18 protein-coding genes are annotated in these 19,751 nt (G+C 69.6%); 10 read left to right on the top strand and 8 right to left on the bottom strand.

Going from position 1 to position 19,751, the window contains the following annotated elements; translation table 11 throughout:
* Nucleotides 1-3 precede the first annotated feature (3 nt).
* The 4 genes from efeB (at nt 4) to ACIRJT_RS15710 (ending at nt 5,241) form a co-directional block, all read left to right on the top strand.
* Nucleotides 4-1,350, top strand: coding sequence for an iron uptake transporter deferrochelatase/peroxidase subunit (gene efeB / locus ACIRJT_RS15725; RefSeq protein ID WP_403909879.1), 1,347 nt, complete (start codon nt 4-6; stop codon nt 1,348-1,350).
* Between the two features lie 98 nt (nt 1,351-1,448).
* Nucleotides 1,449-2,384: a prephenate dehydratase gene (pheA, locus tag ACIRJT_RS15720; protein WP_403909147.1), complete on the top strand. Its 936-nt coding sequence runs from the start codon at nt 1,449-1,451 to the stop codon at nt 2,382-2,384.
* A 767-nt stretch (nt 2,385-3,151) separates the two neighbouring features.
* Nucleotides 3,152-4,429 carry a serine--tRNA ligase gene (gene serS, locus ACIRJT_RS15715; protein ID WP_403909144.1) on the top strand — a complete coding sequence of 426 codons (1,278 nt, stop codon included), beginning with the start codon at nt 3,152-3,154 and terminating at the stop codon, nt 4,427-4,429.
* A complete protein-coding gene (locus ACIRJT_RS15710; protein WP_403909141.1) occupies nt 4,426-5,241 on the top strand; it encodes an HAD family hydrolase in 816 nt (271 codons plus the stop codon). The genes serS and ACIRJT_RS15710 overlap by 4 nt, the downstream gene beginning before the upstream one ends.
* A gap of 80 nt (nt 5,242-5,321) precedes the next feature.
* Here ACIRJT_RS15710 and ACIRJT_RS15705 read toward each other — a convergent pair whose 3' ends face one another.
* From ACIRJT_RS15705 to ACIRJT_RS15685, 5 genes are all read right to left on the bottom strand, one after another.
* On the bottom strand, nt 5,322-6,020 hold the full coding sequence (locus tag ACIRJT_RS15705) for a hypothetical protein (RefSeq protein ID WP_403909138.1): 699 nt from the start codon (nt 6,018-6,020) through the stop codon (nt 5,322-5,324).
* Between the two features lie 303 nt (nt 6,021-6,323).
* On the bottom strand, nt 6,324-7,043 hold the full coding sequence (locus ACIRJT_RS15700; RefSeq protein WP_403909135.1) for an ABC transporter permease: 720 nt from the start codon (nt 7,041-7,043) through the stop codon (nt 6,324-6,326).
* Between the two features lie 30 nt (nt 7,044-7,073).
* A complete protein-coding gene (locus ACIRJT_RS15695) occupies nt 7,074-7,985 on the bottom strand; it encodes an ABC transporter ATP-binding protein (RefSeq protein WP_403909132.1) in 912 nt (303 codons plus the stop codon).
* Nucleotides 7,982-8,890: an ABC transporter permease gene (locus ACIRJT_RS15690; RefSeq protein WP_403909129.1), complete on the bottom strand. Its 909-nt coding sequence runs from the start codon at nt 8,888-8,890 to the stop codon at nt 7,982-7,984. Before ACIRJT_RS15690 ends, ACIRJT_RS15695 begins: the two co-directional genes overlap by 4 nt.
* The gene (locus tag ACIRJT_RS15685; RefSeq protein ID WP_403909876.1) at nt 8,880-9,884 is read right to left on the bottom strand and encodes an ABC transporter ATP-binding protein; all 1,005 of its coding nucleotides are present in this window, start codon (nt 9,882-9,884) and stop codon (nt 8,880-8,882) included. The genes ACIRJT_RS15690 and ACIRJT_RS15685 overlap by 11 nt, the downstream gene beginning before the upstream one ends.
* 374 nt (nt 9,885-10,258) lie before the next feature.
* On the opposite strand from ACIRJT_RS15685, the gene ACIRJT_RS15680 reads away from it, so the two are divergent.
* From ACIRJT_RS15680 to ACIRJT_RS15665, 4 genes are all read left to right on the top strand, one after another.
* Nucleotides 10,259-11,119 (top strand): M24 family metallopeptidase, encoded by an 861-nt coding sequence (locus ACIRJT_RS15680; RefSeq protein WP_403909126.1) that lies wholly within the window; start codon nt 10,259-10,261, stop codon nt 11,117-11,119.
* The gene (locus tag ACIRJT_RS15675; protein ID WP_403909123.1) at nt 11,116-12,888 is read left to right on the top strand and encodes an SDR family oxidoreductase; all 1,773 of its coding nucleotides are present in this window, start codon (nt 11,116-11,118) and stop codon (nt 12,886-12,888) included. The genes ACIRJT_RS15680 and ACIRJT_RS15675 overlap by 4 nt, the downstream gene beginning before the upstream one ends.
* Nucleotides 12,885-13,832, top strand: a complete 948-nt coding sequence (locus ACIRJT_RS15670; protein WP_403909120.1) for a MerR family transcriptional regulator — start codon at nt 12,885-12,887, stop codon at nt 13,830-13,832. Before ACIRJT_RS15675 ends, ACIRJT_RS15670 begins: the two co-directional genes overlap by 4 nt.
* A gap of 216 nt (nt 13,833-14,048) precedes the next feature.
* Entirely contained in the window at nt 14,049-14,627 is a 579-nt protein-coding gene (locus ACIRJT_RS15665) for an RNA 2'-phosphotransferase (protein WP_403909117.1), read from the top strand.
* A gap of 37 nt (nt 14,628-14,664) precedes the next feature.
* Here the strand turns inward: ACIRJT_RS15665 and ACIRJT_RS15660 are convergent, their stop codons facing one another.
* The 3 genes from ACIRJT_RS15660 to ACIRJT_RS15650 all read right to left on the bottom strand — a co-directional run bounded on the left by ACIRJT_RS15660 (nt 14,665) and on the right by ACIRJT_RS15650 (nt 18,782).
* Nucleotides 14,665-15,567, bottom strand: a complete 903-nt coding sequence (locus ACIRJT_RS15660) for an LLM class flavin-dependent oxidoreductase (RefSeq protein ID WP_403909114.1) — start codon at nt 15,565-15,567, stop codon at nt 14,665-14,667.
* Between the two features lie 127 nt (nt 15,568-15,694).
* Complete coding sequence (locus tag ACIRJT_RS15655) at nt 15,695-16,762, bottom strand: CBS domain-containing protein (RefSeq protein ID WP_403909112.1); 1,068 nt, start codon at nt 16,760-16,762, stop codon at nt 15,695-15,697.
* Between the two features lie 100 nt (nt 16,763-16,862).
* A complete protein-coding gene (locus ACIRJT_RS15650; RefSeq protein ID WP_403909109.1) occupies nt 16,863-18,782 on the bottom strand; it encodes a DUF262 domain-containing protein in 1,920 nt (639 codons plus the stop codon).
* Nucleotides 18,783-18,874: 92 nt separating this feature from the next.
* Between ACIRJT_RS15650 and ACIRJT_RS15645 the strand changes: the two genes are divergently transcribed.
* Both ACIRJT_RS15645 and ACIRJT_RS15640 read left to right on the top strand, forming a co-directional pair.
* Complete coding sequence (locus ACIRJT_RS15645; RefSeq protein ID WP_403909106.1) at nt 18,875-19,156, top strand: hypothetical protein; 282 nt, start codon at nt 18,875-18,877, stop codon at nt 19,154-19,156.
* A complete protein-coding gene (locus ACIRJT_RS15640) occupies nt 19,153-19,545 on the top strand; it encodes a type II toxin-antitoxin system VapC family toxin (protein WP_403909103.1) in 393 nt (130 codons plus the stop codon). Before ACIRJT_RS15645 ends, ACIRJT_RS15640 begins: the two co-directional genes overlap by 4 nt.
* Nucleotides 19,546-19,751 lie beyond the last annotated feature (206 nt).

Genomic DNA, 19,751 nt, shown 5'->3' with positions numbered 1-19,751 from the left:
ACGGTGAGCAAGAACAAGAAGCAGACCTCGGACGAGACCGCCGCCACCGGCTCCCCGGGCAGCCCCGCCACCGGCTCCGCGGGCGCCGACAACACCGGCGGTACCGGCGTATCGCGGCGGCGGCTCCTGGGCACGGCCGGTGCGGCGGGCGCCACGGGGCTGGTGCTCGGAGCCGGGGGCGGGGCCGCCGGTTACGCCGCCACCCGCCCCGAGGAGACGGTCGCGCTGACGACCGTCGGGGCGACCGAGGCGATGTTTCACGGGAAACACCAACCGGGGATCACCACTCCGCTTCAGGCCCGGGGCCATCTCGTCTCCTTCGACCTGGCGGCGGGTGCCGGGCGCAAGGAGGCGGCGGCTCTGCTGCGGCGCTGGTCCGCGGTGGCGAAGGAGCTGATGGCGGGCCGCCCCACCGCGGGCGGGCCGGACGGCCCCGGACACGACACCGGGATCGCCCTGGACGCGGGGCCGTCGTCCCTGACCGTCACCTTCGGCTTCGGCCGTACGTTCTTCGCGCGCACCGGTCTGACCGCCCGCCTGCCCGCCGCGCTCGACCCGCTGCCCGCGTTCTCCGCCGACGCCCTCCACGCAGAGCGTTCGAACGGCGACCTGTGGGTGCAGATCGGCGCGGACGACGCGCTGGTCGCCTTCCACGCGCTGCGGGCCCTCCAGAAGGAAACCACGGGCACGGCACGGGTGCGGTGGCAGATGAACGGCTTCAACCGCACCCCCGGCGCGACCGCCCGGCCGATGACCGCCCGCAATCTGATGGGCCAGATCGACGGGACCGGCAACCCGAAGCCGGCCGACGAGGACTTCGACCGTCGCGTCTTCGTCCCCGCGTCCCCCGGAGAGCCGCAGGAGTGGATGGAGGGCGGCTCGTACGCCGTCGTCCGCCGGATCAGGATGCTCCTGGACGACTGGGAGAAGCTTCCGGTGGAGCGCCAGGAGCGGGTCATCGGGCGGCGCAAGGCGGACGGGGCGCCCCTGAGCGGGGGGACCGAGACCACGGAGATGGACCTCGACAAGGCGGGCCCGGACGGCAGGCTCGTGATCCCCGACAACGCCCACGCCCGGATCTCCTCGCCCGAGAAGAACGGCGGGGCCGCCATGCTGCGCCGCCCGTTCTCGTACCACGACGGCATCGCGGAGGACGGCGCTCCGGACGCGGGGCTCCTCTTCGTCTGCTGGCAGGCGGACCCGTTCCGCGGTTTCGTGCCGGTGCAGCGCAAGCTCGACCGGGGAGACGCCCTGTCGCCCTTCCTCCGGCACGAGGCGAGCGGGGTGTTCGCGGTCCCGGGCGGGGCGGCGGAGGGCGAGTACGTGGGACAGCGGCTGCTGGAGTCGTAGAGGGAGCGCCCGCCGAACCCTTTCGCGCTCTGCCCCGCCCTCCCGACCGCATTCTGAGACAGCCCGGCGGGCCTCGCGGGGCGCATTAGGGTGACCGTATGTCAGCCACGCGCTACGCCTATCTCGGTCCCGAAGGCACCTTCACCGAGGTCGCCCTCCGCACGCTCCCGGAAGCCGCCACCCGGGAACTCGTCCCGATGGTGTCCGTGCCGGCCGCCCTGGACGCCGTGCGCAACGGCGAGGCGGCGGCGGCGCTCGTGCCGATCGAGAACTCCGTCGAGGGCGGCATCACCGCGACGCTGGACGAGCTGGCCGGCGGGGAACCGCTGATGATCTACCGCGAGGTGCTGCTCTCCATCACCTTCGCGCTGCTGGTACGCCCCGGGACCAAGCTGTCGGACATCAAGACGGTCACCGCCCACCCGGCCGCCCAGCCGCAGGTGCGCAACTGGATGGCGACCCACCTCCCGGGCGCCCTGTGGGAGTCGGCGGCGTCCAACGCGGACGGGGCCAGGCTGGTCCAGGAGGGGCGGTACGACGCCGCGTTCGCCGGGGAGTTCGCCGCCGCGACCTACGGCCTGGAGCCGCTGGTGACGGAGATCCACGACGCGGAGAACGCCCAGACACGCTTCGTCCTGGTGGGCCGGCCCGCCCGGCCCTCCGCACCGACCGGCGCGGACAAGACCTCCGTGGTGATCTGGCTGGGCGACGACCATCCCGGCGCCCTCCTGGAACTGCTCCAGGAGTTCGCGGTGCGCGGCGTCAACCTGATGCTGATCCAGTCCCGCCCGACCGGCGAGGGCATCGGCAACTACTGCTTCGCCGTGGACGCCGAGGGACACATCGCGGACCGGCGGGTCGGAGAGGCCCTGATGGGGCTCAAGCGGATCAGCCCGAAGGTGCGATTCCTCGGCTCGTACCCGCGGGCGGGCGTCTCCCCGGACGAGGTACGGCCGCTGCGGGCGGGCACGTCGGACACGGCGTTCACGGAAGCCTTCGACTGGCTGGCACGGAGCCAGGACGGCCGGATCTGACGGAAGGGCGGGCGCAGCTTCGGTGCGCCCGCCTTCCGGGGCTGCCTTCTTCGCGCGCTCCGCGACGATCCGATCTACAGATAGTCACGCACTCCGGAGAGTTATCCACAGGCGGGCTCTCGACCTGGGGACAAGTCGACACGCCAATGCGACATCGTCGACAAATCCACCCAGCAACCCTGGAGCCATCCACAGAGTCACGAGGCGCCACGGGGTGCCACGGGGTGCCCGCATGACCCCGAATTCCCTTGATCAACTCTTTAGGGCGGCGAATTCCCACCCGAACGAGCACGCGGGACGGGTTTGGGTGAGGATTCCGCAGGGCTTCGTCCGAGTTCCGGAACAATGCCCTCCGGCATCCACAGAACTTCCACACAGCCTGTGGACAACTATTCCGACCTGAGGGTCCCCTGTGGACAACAGCGCTCCCCATGTCCCCAACTCCCGCCCCGCTCAAGGCGGATACGTCAAGGTGGACCGCACCTTGTGCCCTGTTCAGGGGAGTTAACCACCGTTATTGACACCCCTCCCCACTCCGGCGCGACGCCGACACCGACACTCGCCTGAGGGCCGGTAAGGATGTCCGCACGGGAGTCGGCGCCAATGCCCCCGGGGCCGGCATCGACACCCCCGGAGGCCGAGGCCAACACCGACTTCCGCACCGCCAGCGATTCCCCTTCAGGAATATCAATTCCGGCAATTCGGTCAAAGTGACACGCTCGGCAATATCGGTTCGAGTGCAAACCGCGCACCGGTAGCCTGGTGGGGTGATTGACCTTCGCCTGCTCCGTGAGGACCCCGACCGTGTTCGCGCCTCCCAGCGCGCCCGTGGAGAGGACGTCGACCTCGTCGACGCCCTGCTCTCCGCCGACGAGCTGCGCAGGTCGTCCGGCGTCCGCTTCGACGAACTCCGCGCCGAACAGAGGTCGCTCGGCAAGCTGATTCCCAAGGCCACCCCCGAGGAGCGCACCGAGCTCCTCAAGAAGGCCGAGCACCTCAAGGCCGACGTCAAGGCGGCCGACGTCGCCCAGGACGAGGCCGACGCGGACGCCAAGCGCCTGCTGCTCCAGCTCGGCAACATCGTCCACGAGGACGTGCCGGTCGGCGGCGAGGAGGACTTCGTCGTCCTGGAGACCCACGGCACCATCCGGGACTTCGGCGCCGAGGGCTTCGAGCCCAAGGACCACCTGGAGATCGGCGAAGCGCTCGGCGCCATCGACATGGCGCGCGGGGCCAAGGTCTCCGGCTCCCGGTTCTACTACCTCACGGGCGTCGGCGCGCTCCTGGAGCTCGCCCTCGTCAACGCGGCGATCGCGCAGGCCACCGAGGCCGGCTTCATCCCGATGCTCACCCCGGCACTGGTCCGCCCCCGCGCCATGGAGGGCACCGGCTTCCTCGGCCAGGCCGCGGAGAACGTGTACCACCTGGAGAAGGACGACTACTACCTGGTCGGCACCTCCGAGGTCCCCCTCGCCGCGTACCACATGGACGAGATCATCGACGCCGACAAGCTGCCCCTGCGGTACGCCGGGTTCTCCCCGTGCTTCCGCCGTGAGGCCGGCACGTACGGCAAGGACACCCGCGGCATCTTCCGCGTCCACCAGTTCGACAAGGTCGAGATGTTCTCGTACGTCGACCCCGCGGACGCCGAGGCCGAGCACCGCAGGCTCCTGGGCTGGGAGAAGCAGTGGCTCACCGCCCTCGAACTGCCCTTCCAGGTGATCGACGTCGCCACCGGTGACCTCGGCTCCTCCGCCTCGCGGAAGTTCGACTGCGAGGCGTGGATCCCGACCCAGGGCAAGTACCGTGAGCTGACCTCCGCGTCCAACTGCGACGGCTTCCAGGCCCGCCGCCTGTCCGTCCGGATGCGCGAGGGCAAGAAGGTCCAGCCGCTGGCCACGCTGAACGGCACGCTCTGCGCCGTACCGCGCACGATCGTGGCGATCCTGGAGAACCACCAGCTCCCCGACGGTTCGGTCCGGGTGCCCGAGATGCTCCGTCCGTACCTGGGCGGGCGCGAGGTCCTGGAACCGGTCGCCAAGTGACCTTCCCCTACAAGCTCGTCGCGACCGACCTCGACGGCACACTGCTGCGCGGGGACAACACGGTCTCCGAGCGCACCCGCGAGGCTCTGGCCGCCGCCACGGCGACCGGTGCCGCGCACATCATCGTCACCGGACGTGCCGTCCCCTGGACCCGGCACATCCTGGACGACCTCGGTTACGAGGGGCTCGCGGTCTGCGGTCAGGGCGCGCAGGTCTACCACGCGGGCGAGCACAAGCTGCTGACCTCGCTGACCCTGGACCGGCAGCTCGCCGGTCTCGCGCTGTCCAAGATCGAGGCGGAGGTCGGCCCGCTGCATCTGGCGGCCAGCCGCGACGGTCTGGACGGCGAGGTGCTGGTGGGCCCCGGCTACCAGGTGCAGGAGGGGCCGCTCCCGTACCTCTTCGTGGACGACGCCACCGAGATGTGGACCGCTCCCCTCAACAAGGTCTACATACAGCATCCGGAGCTGGACGACGACGCGCTGGCCTTCGCCGCGCGGGCGGCGGTCGGCAGCCTGGTCGACGTGGTCATGGCCGGGGCCGGCGTGGTCGAGATCCTGCCGCTGGGCCTGAGCAAGGCGACCGGCCTCTCGCTGGCCGCCCGCCGGCTCGGCGTGAAGGCGGCCGACACGATCGCCTTCGGCGACATGCCGAACGACATCCCGATGTTCGGCTGGGCCCACCACGGCGTGGCCATGGCCAACGCCCACGACGACCTGAAGGCCGTCGCCCACGAGATCACGGCGTCCAACGAGGACGACGGCATCGCGGTGGTGCTGGAGGAACTGCTCCGCTCGGCGCCCGTGCAGTAGGGCGCCCACCCTCGCCACCGGACAGCGCGGCAGCGGCCCGGCACCGTTTCCCACGGTGCCGGGCCGCTGGTGTATCAGCGCTACCCGCGCTGCCCGCTACGACGGCGCAGATCCTTCAGCTGTCGGGCGAAGGAGTCCAGCCGCCCGTCCACGCGGACGACGTCCTGCTGCACATCCGTCAGCCGCAGACTCATCGCTCCGATCACCTGGAGTGTCCCTTCCACCTTGCGGTCCAGACTGTCGAGCCGCTCCGACATCCGCACCAGCACCGGCCCCAGCTCCTGCAGCGCGCTGCCGACGCCGGTGAGGCAGCTCTCGATGCGCGTGACGCGCTGGTCGAGCGAGGCGTACCGGGTGCGCAGCGACTCCTCGGCGTCGAGGAGATACGTACGCACGCATCGGGCGATGTCGCTGTCGCGAAGAAGCATGGCGACATTGAGGACGGTGCGGCGGGTGTAGAGCCGCAGCTGCGTGGCCGCCTGTGGATAACTCTCCACCCCTTCGCGGGCCCATAGCGACATCATGTCGCTATGGAAGGACTGCAGGTCAGCGCCGCGCAGCACACGGAGCCCGCTCTCGATCAACTCCTCCTGGTGCCGATCGGTCAGCCTCTTGACGGCACCTGTGGATACTTCGAAGTAACGAGCCACATCCTCTGTGCGAACGTGAATCCCGTCCGGGAGCATGACCAGGCTCTTCACCTTGTCGAGGACGTCGACGCGCCCGATCTGCTCCACGCGCAGCGCGCGTGATTCGAGCAGGGCGACTTCCGTGGGCATGGGTATGCCTTTCGTACGAGGGAATGACGAGGACGGCCCACACCCCGGGCTTCAGGGGTGGAGGACGCTCACGGTTGCCACTCACTCGATGACCGGTCCGGTGGGCTGGGCCTCACCCGGTGCCGGCATTCCCCGATTTCACGATCGCTACGACGCCACGGATTCCAGTTGCCTCCACGCACCCTGCCCAACGACCCGATAAACGTACGGTCACGCGCACATCTGTCCGCTCATACGACGACCCCCGCCCAGGTCCGAACGGGCGGGGGTCGTCGAAGCGCACGAGGGCTCAGGCCAAAGCCCTCACTCCTCGCCCGCCAGCTTCAGCGTCCGCAGCTTCTGGCCCGCGTACCAGGTGGCGGCGACCGTGACCACGACCAGCAGGACCGTGGCGAGCGGCAGGCCGACGTCCGAGGTCACCGCGCCGTCGCCCGCGACCTTCTGGGCGACCGCCAGCGACCACTGCTGGACGCTGAGCGTCCGCGCGCCGGGCACCAGGCTGCCGAACAGGGCCTCCCAGACCAGCGCGTAGACCAGGCCGAGGACGACAGCGTGCCGGCTGACCGTGCCGAGCAGCAGGAACAGGGCGCTGTACGCGATCGAGGCGACCAGCGCCGCGATCGTGTAGGCGACGGCGACCTGCTGGCCGTTGCCGTTGAGGATCAGGCCCGCGAGAAGCGTCGGCAGGGCGGAGAACACCATGGTCACCGCGATGGCCACGATCAGCTTGGTGAAGATGATCGTGGGCCGCTTCACGGGCTTGGCGAGCAGGTAGACGATCGAGCCGTCGTCGATCTCGGGGCCGATCGCCCCGGTGCCCGCGATCACGCCGATCAGCGGCACCATCGTGGCGATGGCGAACCCGCCGAGGACGTCCGAGGCGATCTGGTCATCGGCTCCGGCGAACATGCGCACGGCCGCGGCGATGACCAGCAGCAGTGCGGGCAGGACGAACAGGATGGCGGCCCGGCGCCGGCCGAGCAGGGCCCGGTAGGTGAGCCGGGCGACTGTGGGGTCGTACATGACGGTGCACAGCTCCTTTCAGGCCACTACTCAGGCCGCTACGAGGTAGGAAAAGACCGATTCGAGGGACTCGTCGGACGGTGAGACGGTGAGCAGCCGGATGCCCTGCTCACGGGCCACCCTCGGCAGCAGCTCGGTGAACCGCCCGAAGTCGACGGCCTGGACGCGCAGCGCCTTCTCGGTCACGTCGACCTCGATGCCCGCCGTGGACGGGTCGGCGATGAGCGCGGCCGCGAGGGCCCGGTCGTCGCTGGAGCGCACCAGGTAGCGGTGCGGCCGGTCCGTCATCAGCCGGCGGATCCTCCGGAAGTCGCCGGACGCGGCGTGCCGGCCCGCCACGATCACCTCGATGTGCGAGGCCAACTGCTCGACCTCTTCGAGGATGTGTGAGGAGAACAGGACCGTGCGTCCCTCGTCCCCCATGCGCCGCAGCAGCTCCATCAGCTGCATCCGCTGGCGCGGGTCCATCCCGTTGAACGGCTCGTCCAGCAGCAGCACCGAGGGCTCGTGGACCAGCGCGGACGCCATCTTCACACGCTGGCGCATGCCCTTGCTGTACGTGGAGATCTTGCGGTCCTGCGCGTACTCCATCTGGACCGTGGCGAGCGCCTTCTGCGCCTCGGCTCCTCCCAGACCCTGGAGTTCGGCGTTGGCGACGACGAATTCCTTGCCGGTGAGGAAGTCGTACATCCCCTCCCGCTCCGGGACGATGCCGATCTTCTTGTAGACGGCTTCGTTGCGCCAGATCGGCCGGCCGTCGAGCGTGACCTTCCCCGTCGAGGGGGCGAGGAATCCGCCCATCATGTTGATGAGGGTGGACTTTCCGGCGCCGTTCGGGCCGAGAAGCCCGGTGACGCCGGGCCCCACCGTCATGGAGACGTCGTTGACGGCGACCACGTTGCCGAACCAGCGCGAGGTGTGGTCGATCTCGATGGTGGTCACAGCCCGACCCTCCGGTAGCGGCGCATCAGAACGGCGTACGAGCCGGCGACGAGCGCGAGAACAACGAACAGGTAGACCACGCCGGTGCCGGCGCCCGGGCCTTCCCCTCCGGGGAAGGCGGAGGAAGCACCGAGGAACGCGGTCTGGACGCCGTCGATCAGCGTGATCGGCGAGAAGAGGCCGAGCCACTGCACGGCCCCTTCCGACCCGGTCTCCCAGGCGATGGCCTGGATCGTGGAGACGGCGCCGTAGGTGATGGTCAGGAGGGCGATCACCGCGGCGACGCCGAAGCCGCGCCGCGGGGTCAGGGCGGCCATCACGAGGCCGAGGCCGGCGAACAGCACGGACAGCAGCGCCACCGACACCAGTCCCTGGCCGAACCACTTGGTCTGATCGGCGAAGTCGAACTTCGCGAGCAGAGAGCCCACATAGAGGATGAGCAGCGGCGCGCCGGTGAGGATGAAGAGCGCGGCGGCGGTGGCGGCGAACTTCGCCATCACGTAGTCGGCGCGTTCGATCGGCCGCGAGAAGTACAGGGGGACGGTCTTGAAGCGGAGGTCCCTGGATACCGCCTGCGGCGCCTGGGCGGCGATGAACAGGCCGATGACGGCCTGGAGGTAGATCGCGTACGAGGTGTACTTGACCACCAGCTTGCTGGCGTCCGGGGTGGCCATGGAGACCGCCACCAGGATCGCCGCGACCATCGCCATCACGCCGAACAGCAGCATGGGCAGCACCTTGGACTTGGCGGAGCGGCCCAGTCCGAAGGAGCCCCGCAGCGTCTGCGAGAACAGGGAGCGGCGGGCGTAGGCCCGGCCGAGCCGCGGTCCGTCGTAGGAGCGGTAGCCGATGTTGTGGATCCGGGAGGCGTCGCGCCCGGCCGCGGTCCCGGTCTCAGTGCTCATCGCGACCGCTTCCCTTCTGCTGTACGGCCCCGGCGGTGCCGGCCGCGGCCGGGACGGCGGTGCTGTGCGCCCCGCCCTGTTCGGTACGGAAGACCTCGGCGATGTGGTGGCGGCGCTGTTCCATGCGGACCAGGCCGAGCCCGAGCCCGGCGACGCTGTCGCGGACCAGGTCGTACGTGTTCTCGTCGGCCGCCTCGATCAGCAGGATGTGGCCCGCGCCCGGCAGCCCCTCCGTGTCGATCCCGTCGTGGCCGATGAGGGTGATCCCGGCGTCGGTGAGGACCTTGCGCAGCGCGCCGGTGCCGTCGGGGTGGGTGTCGCTGTCGGTCACCTCGACCGCGAGGGTCGCGGTGGTCTGCGTGAAGTCGCTGGTGGAGCTGGAGCGCAGGAGGGTGCCGCCGTCGATGACGACGACGTGGTCGCAGGTGCGTTCCAGCTCGCCCAGGAGGTGCGAGGTCACCAGCACGGAGATGCCGAAGTCGGTGTGGATCCGACGGATCAGACCGAGCATCTCGTCACGGCCGACCGGGTCCAGGCCGTTGGTCGGCTCGTCGAGGAGGACCAGCTGGGGGTCGTGGACGAGTGCCTGGGCCAGCTTCACCCGCTGCTTCATGCCGGTCGAGTAGCCGCCGATGGGGCGGTAGCGCTCCTCGTAGAGGCCGACGTGGCGCAGGGTGTCGGCCGTGCGCTCGCGGGCCGCCGTGGGCGGCAGCCCCGACATGCGGGCCATGTGCACGACGAACTCGGTCGCCGAGACGTCGGGCGGCAGGCAGTCGTGCTCGGGCATGTACCCCACCCGTTCCCGGATGGCGGCGCCGCTGGTCGCGACGTCGAGCCCGAGCACTGCGGCCCGGCCTTCGGTGGCGGGGGAAAGACCCAGCAGGATCTTGATCAGTGTGGACTTGCCGGCTCCGTTGGAACCCACCAGACCGGTCACACCCGGTCCGATGTCCAACGTGAGCCGGTCAAGCGCGGTCACCCGGGGGAACCGCATGCTCAGGGCTTCGGTAGCGATTACGGCTGTCACGGAAACGACGTTAGTGGCGCGGACCACAGGGGTCGTCAGCCCTGACGGCTGGATCCGCGTCAGACTCCAGGCGTACGCGCCCGTAGGGGGACCCCGCGAAGGACGAGGCCCGGACTCCGGGCCGGGCGGGGCGTGGCGTGGCGTGGCGGAGCGGCCGAGGTTCGCCAGGTGCCGGCGGCTGGGGCCCACGTGCGGGGGCGGAGTTTTCCACAGACGGGCGCCCTGAGCCCGTGCTTGTCCACAGGGCGTGCAGCCCTCTTGACGCAGCCGCCGGACATTGTCACATTCATCAGTGTCACGTTACGGACGCGTACCGCACACGGCAGGGAACGGACGGTGGCATGACCGGCATGGCCTCGGCAGTGCAGCACGAAATCACCCCGGAGCTGCGGGGGTTCAGGGAAGTCCAGCGCCTGGCCTATGCCTGCGCGGAGGCGGTCGCCGGTCAGCTGCGGTCGGGGGTGACCGAGCGCGAGGCGGCCCGGATGCAGCGCGATTGGCTGCGTGAGCGCGGCGTGCGCGACTGGTTTCACCTCCCGTTCGCCTGGTTCGGGGACCGCACGGCGTTCGCCGGGTTCAAGGTGCCGCTGCAGTTCTTCCCGACCGACCGGAGACTGGAGCCGGGGATGCCGTTCATCCTCGACATGGCCCCGGTGTACAAGGGCTTCACCGCCGATGTCGGGTATTCGGGGTGCCTCGGCCTCAATCCGCTGCACGACAAGCTGCTGGCCGATCTGGAGTCCCACCGCGAGCTGATCCTGCGGGAGGTGCGCGAGCGCCGTTCGCTGCGCGAGATCTACGAGGACGTCGAACGCCTCATGACCGCGCAGGGATACGCGAACAGGCACCGGGCCTACCCCTTCGGCGTGATCGCCCACAAGGTCGATCGCGTCGCCGAGCGCCGCTGGTCGCCGCAGGTGTTCGGATTCGGCACCCAGGCCCTCAAGGGGCTGCTGAGTGACGCCCTGCACGGTCACCGGGACGGCTGGTCGCCGCTGTGGAGCCCCTACCGTTTCTCCGACCACCCGCCGCAGCCGGGCCTGTGGGCGGTCGAACCTCACCTCGGGTTCCGGGGTACGGGCGCGAAGTTCGAGGAGATCCTGGTGGTCACCGACTCCAAGGACCCCGAGCAGGGCGCCTTCTGGCTGGACGACGATCTGCCGCACGTGCGGCGCTGGGCCGAGGAGAAGGTGGCGGCGTGAATCTGTCTCAGGCGCGTGAGCGACGCGTGGTCACGGGAGGCGTCGAGCTGTGCGTCGCCGAGTTGGGCGACGCGGGCCGGCCGACCGTGGTGCTGGTCCACGGCTATCCGGACAGCAAGGAGGTCTGGTCGGACGTCGCCGTCCGGCTGGCCGAGCACTGGCACGTGGTGCTGTACGACGTGCGGGGGCACGGCAGGTCGACCGCCCCGAAGCCCCTGCGCGGCGGCTTCACCCTGGAGAAGCTGACCGACGACTTCCTGGCCGTGATCGACACGGTCAGTCCGGACCGACCGGTGCACGTGGTCGGTCACGACTGGGGGTCCGTCCAGGCCTGGGAGTTCGTCACGGTCGGCAGGACCGAGGGCCGGATCGCCTCCTTCACCTCGATGTCCGGGCCGTCCCTGGACCACTTCGGGCACTGGATCAAGCACCGGATGAGCCGCCCCACCCCACGCCGGGTCGGCCAGCTGCTCGGCCAGGGCGCGAAATCCTGGTACGTGTACATGCTCCACACACCGGTCCTGCCCGAGCTCGCCTGGCGCGGCCCGCTCGGGAAGCGGTGGCCCCGGATTCTGGAACGGATGGAGAAGGTGCCCGCGGGCGACTACCCCACCGCCTCCCTGCCGAACGACGCGGCACACGGGGCCTGGCTCTACCGCGACAACGTCCGTGCCCGGCTGAGCAGGCCCCGTGCGGACGCCTACGCCCACGCCCCCGTCCAGCTGATCACGCCGACCGGGGACTCCTTCCTCTCCGAGCGGCTCTACGACGGGCTGGAGGACTGGGTCCCCACGCTGGTGCGCCGCTCGCTTCCGGCCAAGCACTGGGTGCCCCGCACCCGGCCGGACCAGCTGGCCTCCTGGGTCGACGGGTTCGTCACCGCGAACGAGTCCGCCGGACGGGAGGGCGCGTCCGTGCAACAGGCGCCCGCGCAGGGCCTCTACGCCCAGCGGTTCGGCGGCCAGCTGGTCCTGGTGACGGGCGCGGCCTCCGGGATCGGGCGGGCCACGGCCTTCGCGTTCGCCGAGGCCGGCGCCCGGGTCGTGGCCGTGGACCGGGACGCGGAGGGTGCCGCCCGGACCGCGGAGATGGCGCGGCTGATCGGGGCGCCCGCTGCCTGGGGCGAGGCGGTCGACGTCAGCGACGAGGCCGCGATGGAGAAGCTCGCCGCCCGGGTCGCCGCCGAGTACGGCATCGTCGACGTCCTGGTCAACAACGCCGGGATCGGGCTGTCCGGCTCCTTCCTGGAGACCACGAGCGAGGAGTGGAAGAAGGTCCTCGACGTCAATCTGTGGGGGGTCATCCACGGCTGTCGGATCTTCGGCAAGCAGATGGCGGACCGGGGCCAGGGCGGTCACATCGTCAACACCGCGTCGGCCGCGGCCTTCCAGCCCTCGCGGGCGCTGCCCGCGTACAGCACGTCGAAGGCGGCCGTGCTCATGCTCAGCGAATGTCTGCGGGCCGAGCTGGCGGAGAAGTCGATCGGGGTGAGCGCGATATGCCCCGGCATCGTCAACACCAACATCACCGCCACCACACGTTTCGCGGGGGCCGACGCGGCGGAGGAGGAGCGGCTGCAGAAGCGGACGAGCCGTCTCTACAGGCGGCGCAACTACCCGCCTACGAGGGTCGCCGACGCGATCCTGAGGGCGGTCGTGCGCAACCAGGCGGTGGTGCCGGTGACCCCGGAGGCGCGCGGCGCGCGACTGCTGTCCCGACTGAGTCCCGGGGCCCTGCGCTCCGTCGCCCGGCTGAAGCCTCCGCTGTGACCGGGGACGGGGCCCGGGCCGCCGAGTACCGGATCGAGGACCTGGCCCACGCCAGTGGGGCCACGGTGCGCACGATCCGCGCCTATCAGGACCGGGGGCTGCTCCCGACGCCCGAGCGGCGCGGACGGGCCAATGTGTACCGGGAGACCCATCTGGCCCGGCTGCGGCAGATCGCGGACCTGCTCGACCGGGGTTACACCCTGGCCAGCATCAAGGAGTTGCTGGAGGCGTGGGACGCGGGGCGGGGGCTGGGCGGGGTACTCGGTCTGGTCGCCGAGGTACACGGTCCGTGGACGGACGAGGAGGCCGACCGGATCAGCCGTCGTGAGCTGGACGCGAGATTCGGCGGCCGGCAGGACGACGAGGCCATCGCGGAGGCGGTGGAGCTCGGCGTGCTGGAGCGCGTGCCCGGCCGGGACGACGAATTCCTCGTACCCAGTCCGCAGGAGCTGGCGGTGGCGGTCGAGTTGTACGGGGCCGGAGTTCCCCTGCCCGCGATCTCCGGCCATCTGAGGGAGCTTCGCGGTCAGGTCGAGCACATCGCCTCCCGCTTCCTGGAGTTCACCACCGAGCACGTCTTCGCCCGCTATCTCGGCCATCGGCCGCCCACCGACTCCGACGCGGCCGAGGCAGCGACTCTCGTACGTCGCCTGCGGCCGCTCGCACAGCAGACGGTGGACGCGGAACTGGCCCGCGCCATGCGGACGTTCGCCACGCGGCATCTGCACCACCACCTCGGAGCCGAGGAGACGGCGATCGCCGAGGACGCGACCCGCCCCGTGCTGCTTCCGGCGCGGACAACACAAGCCGTGCGCGAGCTGGTTGGCGCGGAGCGCATCGCGGCCTTCGTGGCGGCGGCCACCGAACGGGAGATACGGGCACGCACCTTGGACGACCTCGCAGCAACTCACGCCAAAGAGTGCAAAAATGGCGAAAGCCCCTAAAGTGCAAGCGCGTTGTCCACAGAACCGTCAAATATCCTGTGGATAACTCAAGTTGACTGTGGATCAAACCTGATGGAGGAAAAAGGCCGAAGAACCGCAGAAGAACGAAGAACCGACGAGCCGAAGAGGCGACAAGCCGACGGGCCGATGGGCCGATGGGCCGATGGGCCGAAATGCGGGTGCACGGACCGGGCCGCCACGGGCACTCTGGCGCCCATGGACGAACGTCGCACCGTCAAGGTGTCCAAGTACCTCTCGAAGCATCTGCGGCATCAGCCGGAACGCATCGGCCTCACCCTCGACGAGAACGGTTGGGTGGCGGTCGAGGAGCTGCTGCGTGCGGCGGCCCGGCACGGGTTCGCCTTCTCCCGCGCCGAGCTCGACCACGTCGTCGCCGCCAACGACAAGCGGCGCTTCACCGTCGAGAGCGGCATGGGGAGCGGCGTCCAGGGCGGCATCGAAGGCGACCGCATCCGCGCCAATCAGGGCCACACCGTCGCCGTCGACCTGGACCTGCCGCCGGCCGAACCGCCCGTGTACCTCTACCACGGCACGGTCGCCCGGGCGATGGAGGCGATCCGGACCGAGGGCCTGCGCCCCATGGCCCGCCACCACGTCCACCTGTCTCCCGACCGGGAGACGGCCACCCGGGTCGGCGCCCGTCGCGGCCGCCCCCTCGTCCTCACCGTGGACGCGGGCGCGATGCACCGCGCCGGCCATGTCTTCCGGGTCAGCGCCAACGGCGTCTGGCTCGCCGACGCCGTGCCGCCTCGGTTCCTGCGCCTGCGCGGCTGAGAGACCCCGGTCGCCAGGCCACTACGCCACTACGCCACTACGCCAACTGTGCGGGCGCCTCGGTCGCGATGCGCTCGAAAACCTTCGGGTCGACGTCGAAGACCGAGTCCGGGATCGGGGCGTGGATGACGATCTCGGTGAAGCCCAGTTCCGCGTGACGCCCCGCGAAGTCGACGAACGCGTCCACGGACTCCAGCGGGCCGTTGCGGTCCGGGGTGAAGGCGGTGAGCAGGATCCGGTCCAGCTCGGAGGCGTCCCGGCCGATCTCCGCGCAGGCCGCCGTGAGCCTCTCGTTCTGCCCCCGCAGCGCGACCCGCGACTCCTCCGGGGTGCCGTTCTCGTACAGCTTGGGGTCGCCGGTGGTGACCCAGGCCTGCCCGTGGCGGGCGGCCAGCTTCAGTCCCCGCGGCCCGGTCGCGGCGACCGCGAAGGGCAGCCGGGGGCGCTGGACACAGCCGGGGATGTTGCGGGCCTCCTCCGCGGTGTAGTGCTTCCCGCGCTCGGTCACCGCGTCCTCGGTGAGCAGCCGGTCCAGGAGCGGGACGAACTCGGCGAAGCGGTCGGCGCGTTCGCGCGGGGTCCAGGCGTCCTGGCCCAGGGCGGTGGCGTCGAAGCCGCTGCCGCCGGCGCCGATGCCGAGGGTGACCCGGCCGCCCGAGATGTCGTCCAGGGAGATGAGCTCCTTGGCCAGCGTGACCGGGTGACGGAAGTTCGGCGAGGTCACGAGGGTGCCCAGCCGGAGACGTTCGGTGGCCGTCGCCGCGGCGGTGAGCGTGGGCAACGCCCCGAACCACGGGCCGTCCCGGAAGGTCCGCCAGGACAGGTGGTCGTAGGTGTAGGCGGTGTGGAAGCCGAGCTGCTCGGCTCGCACCCACGCCTCCCGCCCCTGGCCGGCCCAGCGATAGATCGGCAGGATCACAGTGCTCAGTCGCAGACTCATGCCGCCGAGCCTACGGTCCGGGCTCCGCCGAAGCGGCCGGAGGCTCGTGGTCACCCGTACCCCGTGACGTGTCGCCCGGCCGCGCGCGTTCGCCCGGCATTTCGCCGGCAGGCGCTACGGCACGGAGTCACCAGGGGCTGCGGTCGGGATCGTAGCTGCGGAGGATGCCCACGAACCGGTCCAGCATGGCCAGCTGGTCACCACGGAGAGGGCCGCCGTTGAAGTGCATCACCGTGTTCCGGACATCCTTCACATGCCTCAGGAGACCGACGAAGTGAGTACGGTCCACACCGGGCCAGTTGAGCTTCTTCCAGCGCAGTTCGTCATCGAGCAGCCGGATGTACTCACCGAACATCAGCTGGTCGACGCTGCGTCGACGGCGGTCCTTGTGCACCTGCCGGACGTCCTCCTCGCCGTAGACACGTCCCAGGCATCGGCGGAGCCGGCGCTCGATCTCACCGAGGGTGAAGAAGGGGCCCGCGACAGACACGAACTCGGACGCGAGGTCGGCGGTTGTGACGATGCCGATCAGCTCGCCTCCGCGATTGCGGACGAGGACGAATCCATGTGCCTGGATGAACGGCAGCGCGGACAGCAGATGCGTCGCGGCGTCCACGACGTGGAATTCGCTGGTGAGTGCGTTCGGGACACTTGGTGTCCGACCGGTGGCGTGCATGTGGGCGATCGAGGCCCAGGTGACCACACCCTGGAGTTTGCCGATCGAGTCCAGCACCGGTAGTTGCGAGTAACCGAGCTCGGCCATGGCACCCATGGCTCGTGCCAGTGAGTCCTCGGGCATCACCGAGGAGACCCCCTGGCCAGCACTGGGAATGGCGCCGACCCGCATGGCTGACTGCGGCAACAGACCGAGAGGGTCCTCACCTTGCCCGTACTCCGGCGGAGGGGATGCGCGGCCGTCCGCCCCACCGGCGTCGCCGGGCGCGTCGGCCGAATCCGAAGCGGCCGGCTCCGGCGACGGTCCCGCCGAGGCGGACGAAGGCACCGACGCCGTTGCAGGATTCTCGGACGCCTTGGCGGGGCGGCCGTCCTGCTTCCCGATCGGGGGTGCATCCGGAACGCTAGGGGTAGTGGGCATCGCGTCACCCAGCGATACCACTCGGATCTCGTCGTCGAGCGGGCCCGTCGCGAAGTCCGGTTCTGTCGCCAGTCCCGCGTTGGCCAGGTCGAGGGCCACTCGTGAGACCACCACATGGTTGCGGAATCGGACATCCCAGAGTGCCAGGAGCTGACGTCGGCTCAATGTGGAGCCTGCCAGGCCTGCCGGGATCCTCGCGTCACTCACGGCCGCTGTCCGCCCCTTCACGGACGACGGCCTTGCCCATCGCTCTCTCCACCAGGCCCAGCAGGCGCTCGGCCCGGTCGCGATAGAACGCGTCGAAGTCGTCCGTGCGCAGGATCATCGGGTCGATGTGATGGGTTCCGACCACGTCGTCGAGCCAGTCCCCACTGGTGCCGGCCTCCTTCTCCAGGGCCGTGAGGTAAACGGAAGGAGAGTTGGCGCCGATGGTCTGGTACGCCCGGTAGGAGAGCGCGGTCTTGTTGACGATGCTCGTCATCCGGGTGGGGTCCGGTGCGGTGCGCTCGAACCACGCCTTCGGGAAGATCTGCCGAATGTCGACAGACCATCCGGTCAGGTTCTGTTCGCTGATCTCCTCCTCCTGGAAGGCCCAGTCCACTGCCCCTTCCTTCATCAGCAGCGCGTGCACGCCCTTGTAGGCAGCGCTGTTGCGTGAGGTGAGCCGGTGAAGGCGTTGTTCCTGGAAGGACGCCTCGGAGATGGTGTCCGGCTCGGGACCGCCTTCCGTCAGCCAGGGGACCACCTGTTCCACGTCACGGACGAACCGGGTGTCCGTGACTCCGCCGTAGAGTTCGCCGAGGACGCCGCACCAGTACCAGCGGGCCAGTTCCCCCTGGACCTTCGGCTCTCGGCGGACGTTCCCCAAGAGCGCCGCGATGGCGGCGAGCGGGACCAGTTGCGACCCATAGGGCAGATCGCGCTCGCGGAAGATGTGCTGCGACGCCAGGAAGCGGCCGGCCCAGGCGAAGGCACTGGTGACATCGGGGGCGAGCGCAGTGTAGTCGGACAGCGGAAGGTGGAGCAGGTCGCGGCGCTTGCAGCTGACTGCTGGCGGGCTGGCGGCGCCGGGGTTGGCCGCCAAGTACTGTTGCTTGCGCTGCCAGGTCTGGGTCAGCGCCATCGCTTGAAGGAAGTCCAGACTTGTCAGCCCGGTCTCCTGCCTGGTGTCCCGGTCGATGGAGCCGAAGACCGGAAACGCGGTGCCGAGCAAGGACTTGGTCGTCAGCCATTCCTGACTGAGGCTGAAGTCCTTTCCGTGTTCCCGCGTGTAGTCGGCGTCCCCGGCATAGGTAGCCGTGAGGAGTTCGAACACGTTGAGTACGACGCCCCCGGTGTTCACTCGCTCGAAGACCGAGCAGACGGCGTCCTTCCGCGTCTCCTTGGGCAGGCGGATCAGCGGCACTTTGAAGCCCTTGACGGTGTCGATGACCTTGGCCTGGAAGGCCGACCAGATGTCCCACCGGTCATCGGCTGCACTGACGTAGGTGCGCTGCCACTTGCCGGTGCTGTCGGCATCGAAGATCAGGTTCAGGGGGAAGAAGCCCTGCGCGCACTCCTCGTCCCGGCTCCTCAGGTCGAGCAGCGTCCGACCGAAGGGGCCCCGTACCAGGCGGTCTTCGGGGATCGAGCGGATGGCCTCGTCCCGATCGGTGCCTTCTCCGACGGCCATGGAGATGTCGATGTAGTACCAGCGGCGCACGGGCTTGTTGCGCGCATCGCTCGTCTCCACAGCCCGGCCCGACCGCAGGGCCTGGAAGAGTGAGGTCAGACGCTGCTGCCCATCGAGCAGGAGCTGTTCCGGCACGGTTCCCGGGGAGACCGGGGTGCCGTGGAGCGGCCTCGCCTTGAACTGGGACTCCCCGCCGGTCTCGAGCGTCATGGCCACACCGAGCGGGTAGTCGAGCGTCACGGTGGCCAGCAGGGCCCTGATGCGGTCGTCGTCCCACTTCCACTGACGTTGAAAGTCCGGTAACTGAATCTTTCCAACAGCAACGTCATCGAGCATCCTGCCCAGGCTCGGGCCGTCCAGTGCCACCACTAGTGCTCCCCGGCTCCCCATCCGCATCATCACGCGCCACGCTCCACCGGCCAGGTGGTTGACGGACGCCTCACCCACGATCTTCCCGAATGCTGACCGTTTCCGAAGGCGTTTCTGTTCAGAAAGCACCTTCTTCGCAGCTTCACACATTGTGTACTACATTGCGGCCCATGAGCACTCCCCGATCCGGCAAGACCCGGGTCACCAGCGTTTCTCTGCGCGCCGAGACCCTGGAAGCGATTCGCGCTCGTGCTGGCAAGCAGGGCGTTTCGTCGTACATCGAGGAAGCGGTGCAGCGTCAGCTCCAGCGTGAGGCCGTTGATGACCACATCGCGGCGCACGAAGCCGAGCACGGCCCCATCGACCAGGCTGAGGTGGCGGCCCGGGCCGAAAGAATCCGGGCACACCATGCCGCACACCGGGGCTACGCCTCGCCGGCGGACGCTGCGTGAGCGGCACTCTTGTTCTGGACAGCGAGGCCCTGTCCAAGCTGTCCGGAAGACACCGCGACATGACGGTGTGGCTGGACGTCGCCCGCACTCTCGATCTGCTGATCGTGACCAGTGCGGCAACGCTTGCCGAAGCGCGCGATCCGAAGATCGTCCAGGCTGCGTTCGACTCCGCGGTCTCCCTCACAAAGGTGCGACCGGTCACGGAAGAGGTCGCCCGGGTCGCAAGCAAGCTCCTGGCCGCCGAAGGGCTTCACGGTCACAAGTACGCCATCAACGCGATGTTGGCCGCTACCGCCCACGCAGAGCAAGGCGATGTGACAGTCGTGAGCAGCGACGTGGACGACCTGCGCCGGCTCTGCCACCCTCGTATCGCGATCGAGCCGATCTGAGGCCTTCAGACCCTGGCGATGCCGCATACCGCGATCCCAGCAGGTCAGCCTGTGATGTGCATGAACGAGGCTGGACCGAGGCCACGAGGGTGCCCAGCCGCAGGCGCTCGCCGTGCTCAGACGCATGACCTCGACGAGACGCGGGCCTCCCGCTGCCGCGGATCTACCGACGGAGCAGATACGGGAAGCGGTCTGGTCACCCTTGG

The organism is Streptomyces sp. NPDC102283, from assembly GCF_044766265.1.
Classification (GTDB): Bacteria; Actinomycetota; Actinomycetes; order Streptomycetales; family Streptomycetaceae; genus Streptomyces.
The sequence above is the reverse complement of the archived record's forward strand: the minus strand, read 5'-3'. Positions and strand labels throughout refer to the sequence as shown.

Excerpts from the sequence above, each read along its gene's own strand:
- pheA (WP_403909147.1), top strand. The coding sequence starts at position 1,449 with ATGTCAGCCACGCGCTACGCCTATCTCGGTCCCGAAGGCACCTTCACC.
- ACIRJT_RS15680 (WP_403909126.1), top strand. The coding sequence starts at position 10,259 with ATGACCGGCATGGCCTCGGCAGTGCAGCACGAAATCACCCCGGAGCTG.
- ACIRJT_RS15665 (WP_403909117.1), top strand. The coding sequence starts at position 14,049 with ATGGACGAACGTCGCACCGTCAAGGTGTCCAAGTACCTCTCGAAGCAT.
- ACIRJT_RS15700 (WP_403909135.1), bottom strand. The coding sequence starts at position 7,043 with ATGTACGACCCCACAGTCGCCCGGCTCACCTACCGGGCCCTGCTCGGC.
- ACIRJT_RS15690 (WP_403909129.1), bottom strand. The coding sequence starts at position 8,890 with ATGAGCACTGAGACCGGGACCGCGGCCGGGCGCGACGCCTCCCGGATC.
- ACIRJT_RS15645 (WP_403909106.1), top strand. The coding sequence starts at position 18,875 with ATGAGCACTCCCCGATCCGGCAAGACCCGGGTCACCAGCGTTTCTCTG.
- ACIRJT_RS15705 (WP_403909138.1), bottom strand. The coding sequence starts at position 6,020 with ATGCCCACGGAAGTCGCCCTGCTCGAATCACGCGCGCTGCGCGTGGAG.
- ACIRJT_RS15660 (WP_403909114.1), bottom strand. The coding sequence starts at position 15,567 with ATGAGTCTGCGACTGAGCACTGTGATCCTGCCGATCTATCGCTGGGCC.
- ACIRJT_RS15685 (WP_403909876.1), bottom strand. The coding sequence starts at position 9,884 with ATGCGGTTCCCCCGGGTGACCGCGCTTGACCGGCTCACGTTGGACATC.